This window comes from Hallerella succinigenes (genome assembly GCF_002797675.1).
GTDB lineage: Bacteria > Fibrobacterota > Fibrobacteria > Fibrobacterales > Fibrobacteraceae > Hallerella > Hallerella succinigenes.
On sequence record NZ_PGEX01000001.1, the window covers coordinates 1697555 to 1716889 of the forward strand.

General features: G+C 49.8%; 16 protein-coding genes and 1 pseudogene. 13 read left to right on the top strand and 4 right to left on the bottom strand.

What is annotated here, in order from left to right:
- Position 1: 1 nt before the first annotated feature.
- Positions 2-709 carry a pseudouridine synthase gene (locus BGX16_RS07760; RefSeq protein WP_100425537.1) on the top strand — a complete coding sequence of 236 codons (708 nt, stop codon included), beginning with the start codon at positions 2-4 and terminating at the stop codon, positions 707-709.
- Between the two features lie 69 nt (positions 710-778).
- Here the strand turns inward: BGX16_RS07760 and BGX16_RS07765 are convergent, their stop codons facing one another.
- Positions 779-1132, bottom strand: a complete 354-nt coding sequence (locus BGX16_RS07765; protein ID WP_100426792.1) for an HU family DNA-binding protein — start codon at positions 1130-1132, stop codon at positions 779-781.
- Positions 1133-1236: 104 nt separating this feature from the next.
- Between BGX16_RS07765 and BGX16_RS07770 the strand changes: the two genes are divergently transcribed.
- On the top strand, positions 1237-2322 hold the full coding sequence (locus BGX16_RS07770) for a tRNA dihydrouridine synthase (protein ID WP_100425538.1): 1086 nt from the start codon (positions 1237-1239) through the stop codon (positions 2320-2322).
- On the opposite strand, the gene atzF is transcribed toward BGX16_RS07770, so the two are convergent.
- Together atzF and BGX16_RS07780 are read right to left on the bottom strand one after the other, a co-directional pair.
- Positions 2312-4063 (bottom strand): allophanate hydrolase, encoded by a 1752-nt coding sequence (gene atzF, locus BGX16_RS07775; RefSeq protein ID WP_100425539.1) that lies wholly within the window; start codon positions 4061-4063, stop codon positions 2312-2314. The genes BGX16_RS07770 and atzF overlap by 11 nt on opposite strands.
- A 161-nt stretch (positions 4064-4224) precedes the next feature.
- Positions 4225-5199, bottom strand: coding sequence for an ROK family transcriptional regulator (locus tag BGX16_RS07780; RefSeq protein WP_100425540.1), 975 nt, complete (start codon positions 5197-5199; stop codon positions 4225-4227).
- Positions 5200-5390: 191 nt separating this feature from the next.
- Here BGX16_RS07780 and BGX16_RS07785 point away from each other — a divergent pair, with 191 nt between their 5' ends.
- From BGX16_RS07785 to BGX16_RS07825, 9 genes and pseudogenes are all read left to right on the top strand, one after another.
- The gene (locus BGX16_RS07785) at positions 5391-6377 is read left to right on the top strand and encodes an ABC transporter substrate-binding protein (RefSeq protein ID WP_100425541.1); all 987 of its coding nucleotides are present in this window, start codon (positions 5391-5393) and stop codon (positions 6375-6377) included.
- Between the two features lie 37 nt (positions 6378-6414).
- Positions 6415-7358: pseudogene (locus BGX16_RS15240) on the top strand (ABC transporter permease); the annotation flags it as partial.
- Positions 7359-7464: 106 nt separating this feature from the next.
- The gene (locus BGX16_RS07795; protein ID WP_100425542.1) at positions 7465-8304 is read left to right on the top strand and encodes an ABC transporter ATP-binding protein; all 840 of its coding nucleotides are present in this window, start codon (positions 7465-7467) and stop codon (positions 8302-8304) included.
- A gap of 24 nt (positions 8305-8328) precedes the next feature.
- Positions 8329-9045: an urea amidolyase associated protein UAAP1 gene (locus BGX16_RS07800; protein WP_100425543.1), complete on the top strand. Its 717-nt coding sequence runs from the start codon at positions 8329-8331 to the stop codon at positions 9043-9045.
- A 15-nt stretch (positions 9046-9060) separates the two neighbouring features.
- Positions 9061-9702: an urea amidolyase associated protein UAAP2 gene (locus BGX16_RS07805; protein WP_100425544.1), complete on the top strand. Its 642-nt coding sequence runs from the start codon at positions 9061-9063 to the stop codon at positions 9700-9702.
- A 13-nt stretch (positions 9703-9715) separates the two neighbouring features.
- Positions 9716-10357 carry a DUF1989 domain-containing protein gene (locus BGX16_RS07810; protein WP_100425545.1) on the top strand — a complete coding sequence of 214 codons (642 nt, stop codon included), beginning with the start codon at positions 9716-9718 and terminating at the stop codon, positions 10355-10357.
- Entirely contained in the window at positions 10350-11144 is a 795-nt protein-coding gene (locus BGX16_RS07815) for an alpha/beta hydrolase (RefSeq protein WP_100425546.1), read from the top strand. Before BGX16_RS07810 ends, BGX16_RS07815 begins: the two co-directional genes overlap by 8 nt.
- Positions 11145-11181: 37 nt before the next feature.
- Positions 11182-14775 carry an urea carboxylase gene (uca, locus tag BGX16_RS07820; RefSeq protein ID WP_100425547.1) on the top strand — a complete coding sequence of 1198 codons (3594 nt, stop codon included), beginning with the start codon at positions 11182-11184 and terminating at the stop codon, positions 14773-14775.
- Between the two features lie 169 nt (positions 14776-14944).
- Positions 14945-16375, top strand: a complete 1431-nt coding sequence (locus tag BGX16_RS07825; protein WP_100426793.1) for a T9SS type A sorting domain-containing protein — start codon at positions 14945-14947, stop codon at positions 16373-16375.
- Positions 16376-16513: 138 nt separating this feature from the next.
- Here the strand turns inward: BGX16_RS07825 and pheS are convergent, their stop codons facing one another.
- Positions 16514-17536 carry a phenylalanine--tRNA ligase subunit alpha gene (pheS, locus tag BGX16_RS07830; RefSeq protein WP_100426794.1) on the bottom strand — a complete coding sequence of 341 codons (1023 nt, stop codon included), beginning with the start codon at positions 17534-17536 and terminating at the stop codon, positions 16514-16516.
- A 105-nt stretch (positions 17537-17641) separates the two neighbouring features.
- Here pheS and BGX16_RS07835 point away from each other — a divergent pair, with 105 nt between their 5' ends.
- On the top strand, positions 17642-18241 hold the full coding sequence (locus BGX16_RS07835; protein WP_100425548.1) for an adenylate kinase family protein: 600 nt from the start codon (positions 17642-17644) through the stop codon (positions 18239-18241).
- Positions 18242-18502: 261 nt separating this feature from the next.
- The gene (dapB, locus tag BGX16_RS07840; protein WP_100425549.1) at positions 18503-19333 is read left to right on the top strand and encodes a dihydrodipicolinate reductase; all 831 of its coding nucleotides are present in this window, start codon (positions 18503-18505) and stop codon (positions 19331-19333) included.
- Positions 19334-19335: the final 2 nt, after the last annotated feature.

Sequence of the window (19335 nt, forward strand, 5' to 3'; positions counted from 1 at the left end):
AATGCAGAAATTGACTGTGGAAAGATTGCTGTCAAAACTCGGTTTTGGAACCCGTAAGGAATGCCGTGCCTTGGTGCGTGCGGGACTTGTGGAACTTGCGGGAAGAACGGTGGAAGATCCGTTTGAAGAACTCGACGCAAAGCCGGAAACGATTATGGTGAATGGCGAAGAAGTGCCGACGTTTGAAGAACTTTATTTGATGATGAACAAGCCGTGTGGACTGGAGTGCAGCCATCAGCCGCGCGATCATGAATCCGTATTTGAATCCTTTCCGCATCGGATGCTTGAAATGGGCCTGAACTGCGTGGGACGTTTGGATGCGGATTCGCACGGGCTTCTTTTGTTCTCGAACCAGGGGCAGTTTATTCACCGTGTGGAAAGCCCGAAGAAGGGCATGCTCAAAACCTATGTGGCAAAGCTTGCCTGTCCGATTACCGATCCGCAGATTCGCGTTTTGAAAGAAGGGGTGCAACTGAAGGGCGAAAAGAAGCTTTTCATTGCACGGGAACTGGAAAAGGTTTCGGATACGGTCGTGAAGATTTCGATCGCGGAAGGCGTTTATCACGAAGTGCGTCGCATGTTCGCCGCCGTTTCGAACCATGTGGAAGACTTGGAACGCATTTCGATCGGCCATGTGAAGCTCGATCCGCAGCTCGAACTGGGAAAATGGAGATTCCTGACCGCGGAAGAAAGGGCGGAATTCCAGTAAGCGCTTAAACATGAAAAACCGCAGTCTCCAGGGATTGCGGCTTTTTCGTTTTAAAGAATTTGGAAAGGCTTAGAGAGTAGATTGGACGGTTGCCGAACCGACTTCCGAAAGCTCTGCCTGAGCGGTAGCCGCCTTTGCCGTTTTGGCGATTGCAGCTTTGATGTCAGCGGAGAACTTGAAAGTAGGGATGGTACGCTGCTGCAGGTACACGGTTTCACCCGTCTTCGGGTTACGTGCCGGACGTGCTTTGCGTTCCTTATTTACGAACGTCCCAAATCCACGGATCTCGATGGAATTTCCCTCTGCGAGGGATTCACCAACGAGGTCCAGGAATTGTTCCACAACAACACGTACCTTGTTCTTCACGAAGCCTGTTGCGCTCGTTACGTCCTGAATCAAATCTTGTTTTGTTACATTAGCCACGTTCAAAATATAAGAACCTTGGCTGAAAAAATCTACTTTTGGAATGGTTCTTTTCTTTTTTTCGTCGCTTATTCTTTGGCTATTTCGTGGACAAGTGTGAATAAATGTTGAAAAACGAGTTTCAGATTGTAAATATCCGCGTTTCCCCGTGTACGGTGCTTTCTCCGATGGCCGGTGTGACGGACGCGCCTTTTCGCCGCCTTTGCCGGGTCCTTTCGGGGAATCGGATGGGCCTGTTGGTTTCGGAATTCGTGTCTACGGATGGCGCTTCTCCGTTCATTTTGAAGAATCGGAAACAGTTGATTTTTTATCCGGAAGAACGTCCGTTTGGCATTCAGATTTTTGGGCGCCATCCAGAACGTATGGCTTATGCGGCGCATGTGCTGGAATCGCTCAAACCGGATTATATCGAAGTGAATGCGGGTTGCCCGGTTCCGAAGGTAGCGGGGAAAGGTGGCGGTGCAGGACTCTTAAAAGACCTGCCGCGCTTAAAGGAAATTCTTTGCGAAGTCAAAAAGGCGGTCTCGGTGCCGATGACTCTTAAATGTCGAGTCGGCTGGGATGAAAATTCCATCAACGTGATGGAAACCTTGAAGATTGCGGAAGGCGAAGGCGCCGATATGCTGACTGTGCATGGCAGAACGCGTGTGCAGGGTTACAACGGTTTTGCAAACTGGGACTTGATCGGGGAAGTCGCCAGCGCGGCAAGGATTCCGGTCGTCGGAAACGGCGATGTGAACAGTGTGCAGTTTGCGTTGGAATGTCTAGAAAAATATGACGTGAAAGGCGTTTCCATTGGACGCGCTGCGATGCACAATCCGTGGCTCTTTGGTGAAATTGCCGATGCGCTGGAAGGCAAGGCTCCGCGTGTGGTGACGGCGGAAGAAGCTTGCTCGGTCTTTAAGACGTATTACGACTTTATGATGGAAGAAAGTACATCGACACCGTTCGGGGCGCTGGGACGCTTAAAGCAGCTCGCGGCGCGCCTTTGCAAAGGCTTTGTTCCGGAAACGCCCGAGTTCCGCCAAAAGGTTTTGACGAGCCAGTCGCCCGAAGAATTCTTTGAACGCGTCGAACTTTTTAAGGATTACGCGAAAACGAATGCGATGACTTTTGCACCGGAGCGCCTGATGAACTTGAACGGCCGCAAGGAAGATACGATTTCCTTCGAGCGGCAGTTTAAAGGCTAAGACGGTACTTTCTCCAATCACCCAGAATGGAAATATCTTTGGCCAGGCCTTCGTCTGCTTTTTGCAAAATGGAGGTGTCGCCGATAAAACCGGAAACGAGCTTTCCGCTTGAAAGTTTGATTTTTCCCATGCCGAGAGGCGCTGGAATATTCGCCACGAACTTTCCGAATTCCGCTGGGGAAAGGGCGTAAACTTCGACGTAGAAGCTCGAAGTTCCTCCGAAAATCATCGCAGGCTTTGGAATCTTTCCGTCTTGGAAGGCGTACATTTTGTACTCGGGCGCGGTTGTCGTCGCTTCGATGAAATTCGCGGACTCAAGCTGGTAATGCAGAGGCTCGCCTTTTAAGTGTGCCCCGCAAACGGCAAATTCCACTTTGGAACTGAAAAAGGGAGAAACCTTTTCGGCGACGTCGAGAAGCATGAAATCGTCAAAGGCTTTGCCGACGAGGGTCACGCCGAAGGGAAATTCCGAAACGTTCGGGTCGGAGCTTTTGGCTGTTCCTGCGGGAATCGCAAGTGCGGAATAGTCGAGCAGGTTCATGTAGTTTGTGTAATAGCCGAGATTGGAATTCAGCTGGATCGGGTTCGCTTCGACTTCGGCGGTTTTGTAAGTGGTGCCTGCGGTTGGCGTTAGGATAATGTTTACCTTGGAAAATTCACGCTCGGCGATTTTCTTTTTTTCTTGCAAAGCGTGAAAACCTGCGAAGACGGCACTCGGATGCGGTGTGGTTTTGGGACTGATGATCGCCTTGGTGACCGGGTGAATTTCTTCGGGATGTTCTTCGATGAATTTGCCGACAGCGTCGTAACGTTCAAAGACCCAAGGGCCTTCATAAAGCAGGCGGGCCGCTTCGAGGAACGGGGTAAAGTGAATGGTGATCTTTTTCCCGCCTGCTTTTTCAAAGACTTTGACGGCTTTTTCAAAGGCTTCCTTGTAACCGGAGTTACCAAAAAATTCGAGTTCATTTTCGGCGGGTACTCCGAATGTCCAGTCTTCGGGAAGACGCTTTGCGAATCCGTTCGGTTCGTTCCACGGGGCGACTCGGGAGTAGGCATCTTCAGAGTCTTCAGCGGTGGCGAGGTTTAGGACGTAGCGGGCGTCTGCATGGTTCAGGGCGAAAATGGAAACGCAGTCCAAGCTTTTGCAGGCTGGGATCACGCCGTTTGTGCTGAGAATGCCACGGGTCGGTTTGACGCCGACGAGATTGTTGAAAGCTGCCGGTATACGGCCGGAACCTGCAGTGTCTGTGCCGAGAGAGAAACTGCAGAGGCCATAGGCGAGAGCTGCGGCGGAACCGGAGCTCGATCCTCCCGAAATGTATTCGGGAACGTATTTATTCGGAATTGCGCCGTAGGGCGAGCGGACGCCGACAAGGCCTGTAGCGAACTGGTCCATGTTCGTTTTGCCGAGCGGGATTGCGCCGAAATCCATGAGACGTTTGACGACGAACGCGGAACGTGAAGGCTTGTATGCATAAGCGGGGCAGGCGGCTGTGCTTTCAAATCCTTCGCAGTCAATATTGTCTTTGATAGCGAAGGGAATGCCGTACAGGGGAAGGCTTTCGGGATCCCTGGCTTCCAGTTTTTTTAGATAGGAGTCCAACTGTCCCTCGGATGTTTTGGAAACCCAGATAGCGGCCGGAGCTTTTTCTATTTCGGCGAAAAGGGATTCCAGGAGTTCTCGCGGAGTGAGGGTGTGGGAACGGTAGGCGGAGAGCAGGGAAGAAATTTCCAATTCCATAAGAACCTCTACTTTATAAAATTATTTTATAAAGTAGTATTAAATTGGAATTTGGCGAAGGGAAATTTCTGTTAAAAAAAAGTGCATTTTTTGAAGCGAAAACTTACAGACAAATATGTTAAAGTATGTAAGTTGTAACAACAAAAATGGCGTGGTGAAAATCAGTCGTTTTGGAGGAAATGTTCCGTCGCGATTTTTGTGAGGCCGAGGAAATATTCGTCCGAAGAATCCGTGATGAAGAAGAGCCTTGGAAGTTGCGGTCTGCGCAAGTGGTTTCGCATTTGCATGTCCAGATTTGCCTTGGAAAGCTTTTCGGCAAGGCCCCCCGTAAAAACGATGACGGCAGGGTCGAGGAAGGCGACCGTTGCGAAGAGAACTTGCCGGATATAGGGGAGGGCGCTCTTCACATTGTCGAAGATGTCGAGCTGCTGATTTCTGGAAAACGGGAACGGGAAATAGGAAAGTTCACCGGCAAAATTGGCGTTTCCTCGGAGGATTTTGCCATCGACGAGAAAGCCTCCTGCGGGAGGATTTCCCTTGGGCGTAAAGAGTATGGCGACGTTTTTTTCGTTGGCATTTCTTTGCGAATATCCGAGAGCGATTGCGTTCATGTCGTTTTCGACATAGGTCGGAATGCCTGTTTTCTGCTCCATTTCGTGGCTGAGGTTAATTCCGTTGAGGTCAGGGAAGTCGCTGAATTCCACGCTTCCCTGGCTGACGCCGCCTTGAACGCCGATGGAAATCATGCAGATTTTCGGGTTCTGTTTTAAGAGCTTTTGAACACACTGGAGAAGGCTTTTTAATTTGATGTTTTTGCATTTGAATTCGCCCTTGCCGTGTAGCCCGTACATCGCATCTGTGATGCGGTAGTGGATGCTTTCTGCACCGCCTTCAAAGAGCGCGTACAGGCAGAGGAATCGGCAACGTTCGGAATTATAGCGGTATGACATGGCGGGGCGCCCACCGCTGGATGTGCGGAAGTTTTCGGCGATGACTTCGCCGTTTTCAACAAGACCGTTTAAGATGTAGCCGCATGTGGCGACGGTTAAATTCGTCAATTTGGCAAGCTCCGGTTTGGTGATGGAACCGTTTTCGAGTAAGATCTGGCGTATCTTTTTTGTAGAGTCGTGGGACATAACTTTTTTATAGTCGGAACAATTTTGTTCTAAACTTTATAAAATAATTTTATGAAGTTGTCAATGTCTGTGGGAAGTTTTATTGCAAAATCTTGAGACGTGCCTTTTTTGACTGAATTTTCACGAATTGGAATGTTTTGGCATTGATTTTGCGAAAAGGGAATGCGAACATTCCTTTCAGTGAGGTCTATATGAAAAAGTTCAAATGGATGATGGTGGTTTCTCTGCTTCTGGTTGCTGCTCTTTATGCGGACAAGCCTGTTCTGAAAATTGCCTACAGCGATTGGCCCGGTTGGACTGCCTGGGAAATTGCGGACAAGAAGGGTTTCTTTAAAAAGCACGGCGTGAATGTGAAGCTCGAATGGTTTGAATATGGACCTTCGATGGATGCTTTCGCCGCAAAGAAAGTGGACGCTGTGGGCGTTTCGAATGGCGATGCGATGGTGTTGAATGCAACCGGCGCACGTAACGTGACGATCCTGATTAATGACTACAGCAACGGTAACGATAAGATTATCGGCGCTCCAGGAATCAAGTCAATCCGGGATCTGAAGGGGAAGAAGATCGGTGTGGAAATCGGTTGCCTTTCCCACGCTTTGCTAATCAATGCGTTAACCAAGAACGGTTTGAAGGAATCCGATGTTACGCTGGTCAATATGGCGACCCATCAAGCTGTGCAAACCTTGGAAAGCGGTGACGTTTCTGCGGTTGTCGCTTGGGTTCCGCATTCGGTGAATGCCTTGGATAAAATCGCCGGGTCGACGGAACTCTATACCAGTGCAAATGAGCCGGGCATTATCTATGACGTGCTCGCGGTTTCCCAAGAATCCATGATGAAGTACAAGGATGAATGGGCGAAGGTGGTTGCTGTCTGGGACGATGTGGTGGCCTATATCAACGATCCGAAGAATGAAAAAGAAATGGTGAAGATTTTGGCGGACCGTGTCGGTATTTCGGAAAAGCTTTACTCTCGATTCCTCGGCGGTACCAAGTTCCTTCGTGTTGGCGAAAGCCTGAAGTACTTCAAAAAGACGGATAACGGTTTCAGCTCGATCTACGGATCTTCCAAGTGGGTGAACGATTTCTTTGTGAAGAATCGCGTCTACGAAAAGAATGTGGATACCAAACGCTATATCGTTCCGACCTTTACGGAAGACTTTGTGAAAAGTTCCAAGTAAAACGTTTTCTCAACATCTCAACCTGGAATTGCAAAACATGAACTGTCCCATTGGAATTAGAAAGAATCTTGGAAAAAGAGGAAGTTTAATTCTCGCGATCCTTTCCTTTGTGATACCGCTCGCTGTGTGGAGTGCGGTGAGTTATATCCCGTTTATCTATCATCCGTTGGTACAGATTTCGGATGCTGGTGGCAGTCTGTTTTGTGAACCGGGCGATGAAATTGCAAAAGAAAATCTTGCTGCAGAAAATGCAAGCCTGGTTGCTGCAGGCGAAAAGCCGATGACAGGAGTCCGTAAGAATCCGACGTACCTGCCGGCTCCGCATGAAGTGGCAAAGGCTTTGGTGACCGCCTTCAAGACGCCGCCGAAGCGCGATGGCGATTTGTGGTTTCACGAAAGCATTCTCCATTCGATCAAGATTGTGTTCCTCGCTTTTTCTTGTCGAGCCTTGTCGGTTTGCCACTCGGTGTTGTAAGCGGATCGATTCCCTTCTTTGAAAAACTGACAGCGCCTTTTATTGAATTTTTTCGCTACTTCCCAGCGCCTGTGTTTGGAGCCTTGGCGGTAGCGATTCTCGGCATTAACGATGCACCGAAGGTAGCGATTATCATCATCGGTACGTTCTTCCAGCAGGTTCCGATGCTAAGCGCAACGATGCGACGTGCGGATCCCGCTTTGACAGAAGCGGCTCGGACTCTAGGCGCGTCTCCGGTACGCGTTTTGATGAAGGTCGTTATTCCGGAAGTTGCGCCGAAGATTTACAAGGATATGCGCATTCTGCTCGGTTGGGCATGGACATACTTGATCGTTGCAGAAGTGGTTGGTACGAGTTCCGGTATCACCTGGTTCATCAATCAGCAGGCGAAGTACCGCAACTTCGACAATGTTTATGCGGCGATTGTCATCTTGGGTATCATCGGTCTTGGCTGTGACCTGATTCTCGATAAGATAGGCAAGGACCTGTTCGCTTGGGAAAGTGGCCGCATCGGATTCTTGACGAAGGTTCGCCGTGAACTGATGTCTCCTAGAAACTATGTGTTCTCGTTCCGTTTGACTCCGGAAGAAAAAGCTTTGAAGGAAAAAAATCATGGAAAGCTCTGAATTCATTCTTGAAGCGAAAGATATTGTCAAGGATTTCGCTGAAAGCGATGGCAGTCCTCGGCGCGTTTTGGACGGGATTTCCTTTGGCGTCAAACGGCGTGAATTCCTTTCGATCATCGGACCTTCTGGCTGCGGCAAGTCAACGCTCATTCGCATTGCGGCAGGCCTTGAAACAGTTACAAGCGGACATTTTTTGCTCGACGGTAAAAAGGTTTCGGGTACAAGTGCAGAACGCGGAATGGTGTTTCAGAAGTACACGCTTTTCCCGTGGCTTTCGGTGAAGCAGAATGTGATGTTCGGCTTGATTTCATCGGGATACGGAAGCAACGATGCGGAAGAAAGCGCTTTGCAGTGGTTGCAGATTGTAGGCCTTGAAAAGTATGCGGAATACTATCCGAAGCAACTATCGGGCGGTATGCAGCAACGTGTTGCGATTGCAAGAGCCTTGGCACCGCAACCGCGCGTGCTTCTGATGGACGAACCGTTCGGCGCATTGGATGCGCAGACCCGTTCGCAAATGCAGAAGTACTTGCTCGAAGTCTGGAAGAATATTGACATCACAATCCTTTTTGTGACGCACGATTTGGATGAAGCGGTATTCCTTTCGGATCGCATTTTGACGCTCCAAGCAAATCCGGGCAAGGTCAAAGAACTGGTTACGGTCGATGTTCCGCGCCCGCGTACCGAAGAGAGCCTGTTCCTTCCGGAATTCAAAACACTCCGGTCACACGTCGAAGACTTGATCCATCCGGTTTCGGAAAAGAAGCCTGAGGAAGAAACGTTCAACATTGTCAATATGGTCGGCAAAAAGAACGCCGTACGATAAAATTTCAATTAGAGAGGTAATCTTATGGAAAACGAAAATGTCTTGCTCACAAAAACGATCGCGGGTGGCTGGAATTATTCCCGCGTGGTGAAGCGTGGTCAGAAAATCCGTTTGACGGATTTGGAAGGCGGTGCAAACGCTTCGGTTCTTTGCTACAACGCGAAGAATTTTTCGGAACGCTTTAACTTGGGTGACACTTTGAAGATTCAGCACATCTGCCGTATTACTGAAAACTGCTGCCTTTACAGCGATATGGGACGCATCCTTTTGAGCGTAGTGAAGGACACGGTGGGCTGGCATGATCCTCTTTGCGGTTGCACACATGCGGGTCTTATCAAGGAACGTTTTGGCGAACATAATTACCAGAACTTCCGTAACGATTTTTACCGCAATGGTTACGATTCTTTGCTGGTGGAAATGGGGAAGCACGGGATGACGAAACGTGATTTTACGGAACTGGTGAATTTTTTCAGCAAGGTCGTGGTGACGTCGGACGGCAAGATGACCTTTGTGGAAAACAATTCGAAGCCGGGTGATTATGTGGAACTCCGTGCTGAAATGGATACGCTTGTCGTGATCGATACCGGTATGCATCCGCTGAATCCGTCGAAGGAATACTTGAGAAAGCCGGTGAAGGTAGAGCTTCTCACATGCGAAACTTCGACAGCGGACGATCCGTGCTTTACCTCTTGCCCGGAGAATTCTCGCGGTTTCATTAACACGGCTGATTACAACCTGTAAAAGAGGAGATGAAAAATGTACACAAAGTATTTGGAAAGCTCCTTGAAGGAAGAAGATGCTGTTTACGTGGAAGATGTGCCGGCTGGTGAAGGATGGCTGCATCTGATCAAAAAGGGTCAGACGTTCCGAATCTTGGATTTGGAAGGGAACCAGGCTGTGGACACGCTCTTCATTAATGCGAACAATCCGGAAGAACGTTACAGCGTGCAGCAGACCGTGCAACGTCAGGCGAATTGCCTTGTGGGTGTCGGAACGGTTCTTTATTCGAACGATGACAATCCGATGCTCACGATTGCTGCAGACCTTTGCGGCGATCACGATACGCTTGGAAGCGCTTGCTCCTGCGAAAGCAACACCTGCCGTTATTCCTTGGACAAGCGTTATATGCACGCCTGTCGAGACTCTTTTTTGAAGGTTCTTTTGGCGGAACCGGGCCTTGACAAGCGTGACCAGGTGAACAACCTGAACTTCTTCATGTACGTGCCTTTTGACGAAAAGGGAAATTTGAATTTTGCAGATGGAATTTCGAGCCCAGGCAAGTATGTGGAAATGAAAGCGGAAATGGATGTGTATGCGGTGGTGAGTAACTGTCCGCAGTTGAACAATCCTTGCAACGCTTATAATCCGACCCCGATTCGTATGATCATCTGGGACTAAAAAGAGGTGCTTTATGAATTCGAAACGGAAAGAAAGTGATCGTCGTATCGAAGATGCTTGTTTTGAAGTGACGGCTTATGCAGGCGAAGGCAAAATGCTTTTGTTAAAGAAAGGACAGGTGCTCCGCTTGATAGATGTCGAAGGAAATCAGTCGGGCGATGTGCAGATTTATAATGCGCATGATACGTCGGAACGATACAGCGCACAGAATACAATTACGGCCCAGGCGAATTCGATGATTGAACTCGGAACGGTCATTCGTTCGAATGAGGATAATCCAATGCTCACGGTGATTGCGGATACTTGTGGCGAACATGATACGCTTGGAAGTGGATGTTCGGCAGAAGGAAACTGTGTGCGTTATACGGACAAGACCCGTTACATGCACAGCTGCCGTGATACGTTTGTGAGAACGTTGCAGGATTATGGCATGAGCAAGCGGGATCAGGTGTGCAATCTGAACTTCTTCACCAAAGTGATTCTCGATGACACTGGTCGCTTGGAATTCGCGGACGGAATTTCGGGACCCGGAAAGTACATCGATCTGCGCGCCGAAATGGATGTTCTCTTTTTGCTTTCGGATTGCTCTCAGCTGAACAATCCTTGTAACGATTACAATCCCACCCCGATTCGGATGGCCATTTTCAATGCTTGATTTGGATGCGGCATACGATAACACGAAAGCGGTAGTGGAAAGCGCGGAGCTTTTGAAAGGCTTTGATGCGCGAAGCAATGCGCTTGCCGCCCGTTTTTCGGAGACGATGGATATTCCGTATGGAAAAGGTGTCCGCGAAAAGTTCGACTTTTTCCCGGGAAATCCGGGTGCGGGAATCTTTGTGTTCATCCACGGTGGATATTGGCAAATGCGGCACAAGAATTCGTTCCGTTTTTTGGCAAAGGGTCCGCTGTCCTTGGGAATGCACGTGGCTTCGGTCGGCTATACGCTTGCACCGGAGGCGAGCCTTTCGGAAATCGTCCAAGAAGTGCGAAGTGCGATTCACCAAATCTGTGGATTTGCAAAAGCCTTTTTGGCGGATACAGAAAAGATGGTCGTTTCCGGATGGTCTGCGGGTGGGCATTTGGCTGCGATGATGCTCGATGAACCTTCGGTTTTGTCGGCGCTTGCGGTGAGTGGAATCTATGACTTGGAACCGATTTCCAGGTGCTATTTGAATCAGGCGTTGAAACTTTCTCCAGAGGAAATTTTGAACTTGAGCCCGATGCGAATTCCGTGTGTTCCGAAGCCGATGGCGATTGTCGTTGGTGCAGAGGAACTTTCGGAACTGCGCCGTCAAAGTCTTGAATTTGCGACACGGCGTGCCGCAGAAAAAATTCCGGTGACATTTGGTCTGTTAGAAGGCTGCAACCATTTTACGATTCTGCATGAATTGGAAAATCCGAGCGGCGTTCTTTGCCGGATGCTTGCTTCGCTTTTGAAGTGAGTAAAAAGACAGCCCAAAATTTGAAGAGGAATTGTCTATGTTTAAGAAAGTATTGATTGCAAACCGCGGCGAAATCGCTTGTCGCGTGATTCGTTCCCTCAAGGAAATGGGAGTCCAGTCTGTCGCAGTCTATTCCGATGCCGATGAATGCGCGGCTCATGTTTTGATGGCAGATGAAGCAGTGCGCATTGGACCCGCGATGGCGAAGGAAAGCTATTTGAATGTGGAAGCGATTCTTTCTGCAATCAAGCAGACCGGTGCAGAAGCAGTTCATCCGGGCTATGGTTTTTTGAGCGAGAATGCGGAATTTGCAAAGGCCTTGGAAGAGAATGGCGTCGCATTCATTGGACCGACTCCGAAGCAGCTCGTAGAATTCGGATTGAAGCACCGCAGCAAGGAACTCGCCGAGCAATTCGGAGTGCCACTTGTACCGGGAACAGGACTTTTGGAAAACGTAGACGCCGCCGCCGAAGGCGCCTCTAAGATCGGCTACCCGGTGATGCTCAAAAGCACCGCAGGCGGTGGCGGTATCGGCATGAGCATTTGCCATAGCGAACAGGAACTTCGTGAAAACTATGACCGCATCAAGCGTCTGAGCGAAAACAACTTTAAAAACGCTGGACTCTTTGTGGAAAAGTATGTAGAACGCGGTCGCCATGTGGAAGTTCAGATTTTTGGCGATGGCGAAGGAAACGCTGTGGTCCTTGGCGAACGCGACTGCTCTGTGCAACGTCGTAATCAGAAGGTTGTTGAAGAAACGCCTGCCCCGTGCCTTCCGGAAGAAACTCGCAAGGCTTTGCATGCATCAGCGCTTCGCCTGGTGCAGGGCGTCAAGTATCGTTCTGCGGGTACGGTCGAATTTATTTATGATGCCAAGGATGACAAGTTCTACTTCCTCGAAGTGAATACCCGTTTACAGGTGGAACATGGCGTGACCGAAACGGTCTTCGGCGTGGATCTTGTCCGTTGGATGATTGAACAGGCTGCAGGCATTCGACCGTTTGAAATCGGCGCGACTTTTACCCCGAAGGGACACGCGATGGAATTCCGTGTCTATGCAGAAGATCCGGGCAAAAATTATCGCCCGTCGAGCGGTCTTTTGACGGAAGTGAGCTTCCCCAAAGGCGTCCGCGTGGATACTTGGGTTTCGCGCGGAACCGAAGTCAGCGCCTTTTACGATCCGCTGCTTGCGAAGGTGATCGTTTCTGGCGAAGATCGTGAAGACAATATTTGCAAGGCGAAAAAAGTCCTTTCCGAAGTCAAGCTTTGCGGCTTTGAAACGAATATCAAGCTGCTGCAGGATGTGCTTGAAATGGAAGACTTTGTTTCGGGAAAAGTTTCCACTTGGATCTTGAACGATTACAAGTACGAAAATTCGACTTTCGAAATTCTCGCCCCAGGTCTGCAGACGACTGTGCAGGATTACCCGGGCCGTCGGAACTTGTGGGATGTGGGCATTCCGCCTTCCGGTCCGATGGACAATTACAGCTTCCGCTTGGCCAATAAGATTGTCGGTAACGCAGAAAGTGCCGCAGGCATCGAAATGACCCTTTCCGGCTGTTCAATCTGTTTCCATACGAAGACGATCATCGCTTGGACGGGTGGCGAATTCCCGGCGAAGCTGAACGGAAAGCCTTGCCTCAAGAATCAGCCGGTGAAGATTGAAGACGGTGACGTGCTAAAGTTTGGCATGACGAAACTCGGTCAGCGTGCTTATTTGGCAGTCCGCGGCGGTATTGACGTTCCCGATTATCTGGGAAGCAAGTCAACGTTTACGCTTGGCGGCTTCGGCGGTCATGGTGGCCGCGCTCTTTCGGCAGGGGACATTCTCCACATCGGAAGTGCGGTCGTTGCGGAACCTTTGACGCCTGCGGCAGAAGCGCTTCCCGAACTCACGACCCAGTGGGAAATCGGGGTGATGTACGGACCTCACGGCGCTCCGGATTATTTGACAAAAGAAGATGTGGACGCTTTCTTTGCGGCGAACTGGGAAGTGCATTATAACTCTTCTCGTACGGGTATTCGCTTGATCGGTCCGCAGCCGAAGTGGGCGCGTCCAGATGGCGGTGAAGCGGGGCTTCATCCTTCCAACTTGCACGATAACGCTTATGCGGTGGGAACTGTGGACTTTACCGGTGACATGCCGATCATCTTGGGTGTAGACGGCCCGAGCCTTGGAGGCTTTGCGTGTCCGGTCACGATCGTTTCTTCGGAACTTTGGAAGATCGGTCAGCTGAAGAGCGGTGACCGTGTGAAATTCATTCCGCTGACGGCAACGGCTGCAGAAGAGATCCGCCTTGCCCGTGAAGCGAACCTCGAAAATCCTGCCGAAGCGCCTGCTAAAATTCCGGCTCTGGTCGCCGCCAAGGTGGAAACTCCGGTCATCGCCGAGTTCCACAAGGAAAGTGAAATGGAACACATCGTCGTCCGAGCAGACGGTGACGATTACGTCCTCTTGGAATTCGGCCCGGCCATCATCGATTTGCGCTTGCGCTTTACGGCGCACTCGTGGATGCTTGCAGTCAAGGAAAAATTGAAGGACGTTGTCATTGATGTGACTCCGGGCATCCGCTCAATCCAGATTCATTATGACATCCGCAAAATCCGCCAAGCGGAAATGCTCCAGGAACTCGCTTCCTTGGCGGAACATTTGAAGAAGAACAAGGTGACGAAGGTTTCGACGAGAACGGTTTACCTGCCGCTTTCTTGGGACGATCCGCAGACGCGCCTTGCCATTCAGAAGTACGTTTCCACGGTCCGCCCAGGTGCTCCTTGGTGCTGCCCGAACAACATTGAATTCATTCGCCGCGTGAACGGTCTGGATTCGATCGACGATGTGAAAAAGATCGTCTTTGATGCGGACTACCTGGTGATGGGCCTTGGCGATGTTTACCTGGGCGCCCCTGTGGCGACACCGCTCGACCCGAGACATCGTCTTGTCACGACCAAGTACAACCCAGCCAGAACGTGGACACCGGAAAATGCAGTCGGTATCGGTGGCGCTTACATGTGCGTTTACGGCATGGAAGGTCCTGGCGGATACCAGTTCGTTGGCCGTACCGTGCAAATGTGGAACCGTTTTAAGAAGACGAGCGATTTCACCCTGCCGTACCTGCTCCGATTCTTTGACCAGATCCGCTATTACGAAGTCGGCGCGGATGAACTTTTGCAGATGCGCAAAGACTTTATTGCTGGCAAATTCCATGTGAAGATTGAAGAAAGCTCATTCGACATCACGGAATATGAAAAGTTCCTTGCCGAAAATGCGGAATCCATCAGCGCCTTTGAAAACAAGCGCAAACAGGCATTTGAAGAAGAAAAGGAACGCTGGATTGCCACGGGCCAGTTTACTTTCGAAAGTCACAGTGCAGAAGCCGCACCGGTTGCAGACGTCACCCTTGGCGAAGGCGAAGAAGGCGTTTACTCTCCGGTGGCGGGAAGCCTCTGGAAACTCGTGGTCACCGAAGCGGGCCGAAAGGTGAATGCGGGTGACACCCTCGCCATTCTCGAAAGCATGAAGACCGAAATTCCAGTCGTCGCTGACGAAGATGTCGAAGTCACCCAGATCTTTGCCAAGACTTCGATGGAGGTCCGTTCTGGGCAGTGTCTTTTTGCCGTGAAACCGCTTTAAAACCTTGCCCTGGAAATCATTTTATCCATAATGCTGCATTTTTTTCAGCATTATGGATAAATTATCCATATAAAATTATCTGAGCCGGGAAAAAAAATTCAAAAGGAAAATATTTCTTAGGAGAAGTTTCTTAGGAAAAGTTTCTCAAGAGATTTTTATGAGGCAAAAGATGAAAATTTTTCGTTGGATTCCTTTGACGCTGATGGCTGGGGCGTTGAATTTTACCGCGGCTTATTCCTTGGAAGGATGGGTCAAGGATTCTTTGGGAATGCCGGTTGTCGGTGCTAATGTAGCTTTGCTTGCAAAAGGCGTTTCGTCAATGACGGATGATTTAGGTTTCTTTTCAATATCCGAGCCTCTCGCTATCTCTGGGATTCTTGCTGTGGAAAAATCGTGGAGCGTGCAAAATGGCGCGCTTTTCATTGACGCGGGAAATTCAAAAAAAGTCCGCGTGGAACTTTTTGATTTGATGGGGCATGAAATTTTGTCGCAAAGTGGCTATGCCCAGTTGCAGATTCCTTTACAGAACTTGCCGAGTCGGGGAGTTTTTATTGCGAAAGTGCAAACTTCCTCGTCTACGGGATATTTCCGTTTTTCGCCGGGATTGAATGGAAAAGGGACTTGGGGCGAAACCGTCGAATCTTCAAATCGTCTTTTGTTCAAAATGAATACGATGGATACATTGCGCGTTGTTGCATCCGATTATGATACGCTGAAAGTGCCGTTAGAAACGTTGGATACAACTGTCCATCTTGTTTTGAAAAAAATCCCGTCCGAAGAACATTTTGAATTCGGCTGGGCAAAGGGGAATGCCCCGGTTCCCACGAGGGGCTGTGGACATGAACTCACAATTCCGAAAACGGGTTCTTTTGAATTTCAATGGAGCCAGGGGACGAGAACTATCCGCGTAGACATCCCTGACGATTACGATAACCAGAAACCTTACCGTCTGGTATTTGGCATGCATTGCATGGGCGGTTGGGCAGGTGGTGTGCAGCAGGAAGGCTATTACGGCCTTAAACCCCTGGATACGGAAAAAACGACGATTTTCATCGCTCCGGAAGGGAACGGAAATATGGCGCCCTGGGGCGAAAGTGATTATACCATGTTCGATGAACTTTTGAACAAGTTAGAAAGTGAATTATGTATCGATTCTTCGCGCGTGTTTTCGACCGGATTTAGCTACGGTTCGATGTTTACGAACGGATTATCCCGTAATCATCAGGACGTTCTTCGTGGGGTTGCGGTTTATGAAACGGCGGAAATCAATATCTATGTGCCACAGCATTCGGGAAAATCCATCGCTTGGATGGGCGTTCTCGGCTTGCAAGATAATTTGTGCACTCCGGATTTGGGCCGCGCAGCCCGCAATACAGCGTTAAGACACAACGGACCGAATTTTACGGACGCAAGCGGTGAACAGGCGGAGGAATATTCGGGTTCTGGACCGCACATTTGTTACGATTATAAAACGGTGGATTCCCGTTTCCCGGTGCGGTGGTGTACGCAGAACGGAGGTCACATTTGGGACCACAAGGATCCGGGCGAGCAGAAATCTTGGGTGCCTGCGGCAACTTGGGATTTCATTACGCAATTCTAGTTTCTCTCTTTAGAAAAAGCCTTCACTTTTGTGGAGGCTTTTCGTATAAGGAAGATTTCGCTCTTTATAGCGATATTTTCAATGGACTGCGAAAAATTTGACGAGGCCAGATTCGGAGAATATGGGTAATTGCACCGATTAAAACTGGCTTAAGAAACGCTGGTCGTTTGAAGTAATCAGGCCAATTTCCGGAATTTCATGACGGAGCATGGCGATACGGTCAAGACCGAAGCCGAATGCAAAGCCTGTATACTTTTCCGGGTCGATTCCGCAGTTCTTGAACACGTTTGGATCAACGGAACCGCAGCCGCCGATTTCCATCCAACCGGTACCCTTGCAACGCTTGCAGCCTTTACCGCCACAGAAGACACAGCTCACGTCCATTTCTGCAGAAGGTTCCGTGAATGGGAAGAAGCTCGGGCGGAAACGCGTCTTGACGCCTTCACCGAAAAGCTTGTTCATGAAGATTTGAAGAACGCCCTTCAACTGGGCGAACGTAATCGTTTCGTCAACGACAAGACCTTCGCACTGCTGGAACATCGGAGCGTGGGTCGCATCGTTATCGACGCGGAACACGTGACCCGGAGCGATCATGCGGAAAGGCGGCTTGTGCGTTTCCATATAGTGAATTTGGGTGTCGGAGGTTTGCGTGCGGAGCATGACCTTGTCGCCGAGATAGAATGTATCCTGCATGTCGCGACTCGGATGGTCTGGTGGCGTATTCAAAGCTTCGAAGTTGTACCAGTCCGTTTCGATGTCGCGGCCCGTGTCGACGGCAAATCCCATCTGGGAGAAGAAGTCGATGATTTCTTCTCGGACGTCATAAACCGGATGCGTGGAACCGGCCGGAATGCCGTTGCCCGGAAGGCTTGTGTCGGTCCAACCCTGTTCGAGTTCTGCTTCGAGAGCTTTTTTCTTCGCTTCTTCGAGGGCGTTTTCAATGCGTTCCGAAACGCTTTGCTTCAGTTCGTTGACGAGCTTTCCGAAGGACGGACGTTCTTCCGCAGGAAGAGTTGCCATCTGCTTCATCATGGCGGTGATTTGACCTTTTTTGCCGAGCCACTTGACACGGAGTGCGTCAACAGCTTCCTTGACGTTCAATTTGGTTTCCGCCAGTTCGGCTTCAAACTGTTTGCGGAGTTCGGAAAGATTTTCGTTCATAGTAGCCAAAATATAAAAAGAAAGGAATTTCCTTGGCATTAGGGGAAGTTAAGTTTTGCCGATATTGCTATCTTTTCTGCGTCATTTTTTAACACGAGGTCTATCATGGCTCAAATTTCCGCTGTTTTGATTTTTGGTGCGCCGGGTTCGGGTAAGGGTACCGTCGGTGCAAAACTCGCTGCCACCACCGCTCTCAAGCATCTCTCCACGGGTGACATTTTCCGCGGCATCGCTCCGTCGAGCGAAAGCGGTAAGCTCCTTGCTTCCTATTCGAGCAAGGGTCTTCTCGTTCCGGATGAAGCAACTGTCGAAATCTTCGGTCGCTATGTGGAAGGCCTTGTCAATACGAACAAGCTCAACCCGGCTAAGGACACCCTCCTCCTCGACGGTATTCCTCGCACGGTCGCTCAGGTTGACCTCATCAAGCCGATCGTCGACGTGAAGCACATCTTCGTTCTCGATATCAAGGATGAAGCAACGATTGTCGCACGTCTTTTGAACCGCGCAAAGATTGAAGGCCGTAAGGACGACGCCGACGAAAACGTCATCAAGAACCGTCTCAACGTCTACAAGGAATCCACTGCAAAGGTTCTCGAAAAGTACGATCCGAGCATCATCAGCCACATCACCGGCGACAACACTCCGGATGAAGTGTTCCTCGACGTGCTCAAGGCATACGTGGACTTCACCAAGTCTGCAAAGTAAGTTTCAAAAATTTCGTTTTTTTGACGAAAAGGGATCGCTTTGGCGGTCCTTTTTCTGATTGCCGAACTTTACGAACCTAACGGACATGCTTATCCGCCATCAAGACTTGCGTATTCCTCTGTCGCAGATTGTTCCGATTCATTGTGAATGGCGAATTATTAACTCCAAAAATCCTTCCCTCCCCGGCGAAAGAGCCTTTAGGATTTGATGTAGAATTTCTATCTTTGGGACGAAAAAAAACTTATTGGATAGGAGTTTTCTATGGCAACATTCGTGATGGTGAACGGTATTCCGGGGAACATGGGAAAGATTGTTGCAGAGACCTGCGTTGCACGTGGACTGGAACTTGTTCCGTTCTCTTTGACTGGCGAACAGATCGTTGAAAATGAATCGGAAGTGGCCGGTAAGACCATTCAGCTCTTAAAGCCTTCTAATCGTGAAGCTCGCATTGGCGAAGTCCTTGCTAAGTATCCGGGTCTCATCGCTGTGGACTTTACCCATCCGACCGCAGTGAATGACAACGCCAAGTTCTACGTCGCCCACAAGATTCCTTTTGTGATGGGCACGACCGGTGGCGACCGCGAAGCGTTGATGAAGCTCGTCCAAGAAAAGAATCATCCGAGCGTGATCGCTCCGAATATGGCAAAACAGATCGTTGCTTTCCAGGCGATGATCGAATGGCTCTCCAAGACTTTCCCGACCGCATTCGACGGCTACAAACTCTCCGTGGTCGAAAGCCATCAGAAGACGAAGGCCGACACGAGCGGTACTGCTAAGGCTGTGGTTAAATCTTTTGAAAACATGGGCCTCGATTTCGACGCGAGCCGCATTGAAAAGGTGCGTAACGATCAGGAATCCATGGAACGTATGGGTGTTCCTGAAGAATACCTTTCGGGGCACGCATTCCACACCTATTCTCTCGACAGCGCCGATGGTACGGTGCACTTTGAATTCCGCCATAACGTCTGCGGCCGTAAGATTTACGCCGAAGGTTCTGTGGATGCGGTGAACTTCCTCGCCGCCGAACTGGCGAAGGGTTCTGCAAAGCCGTTCAACATGATGGATGTTCTCCATTCTGGAACGATGCGTTAATT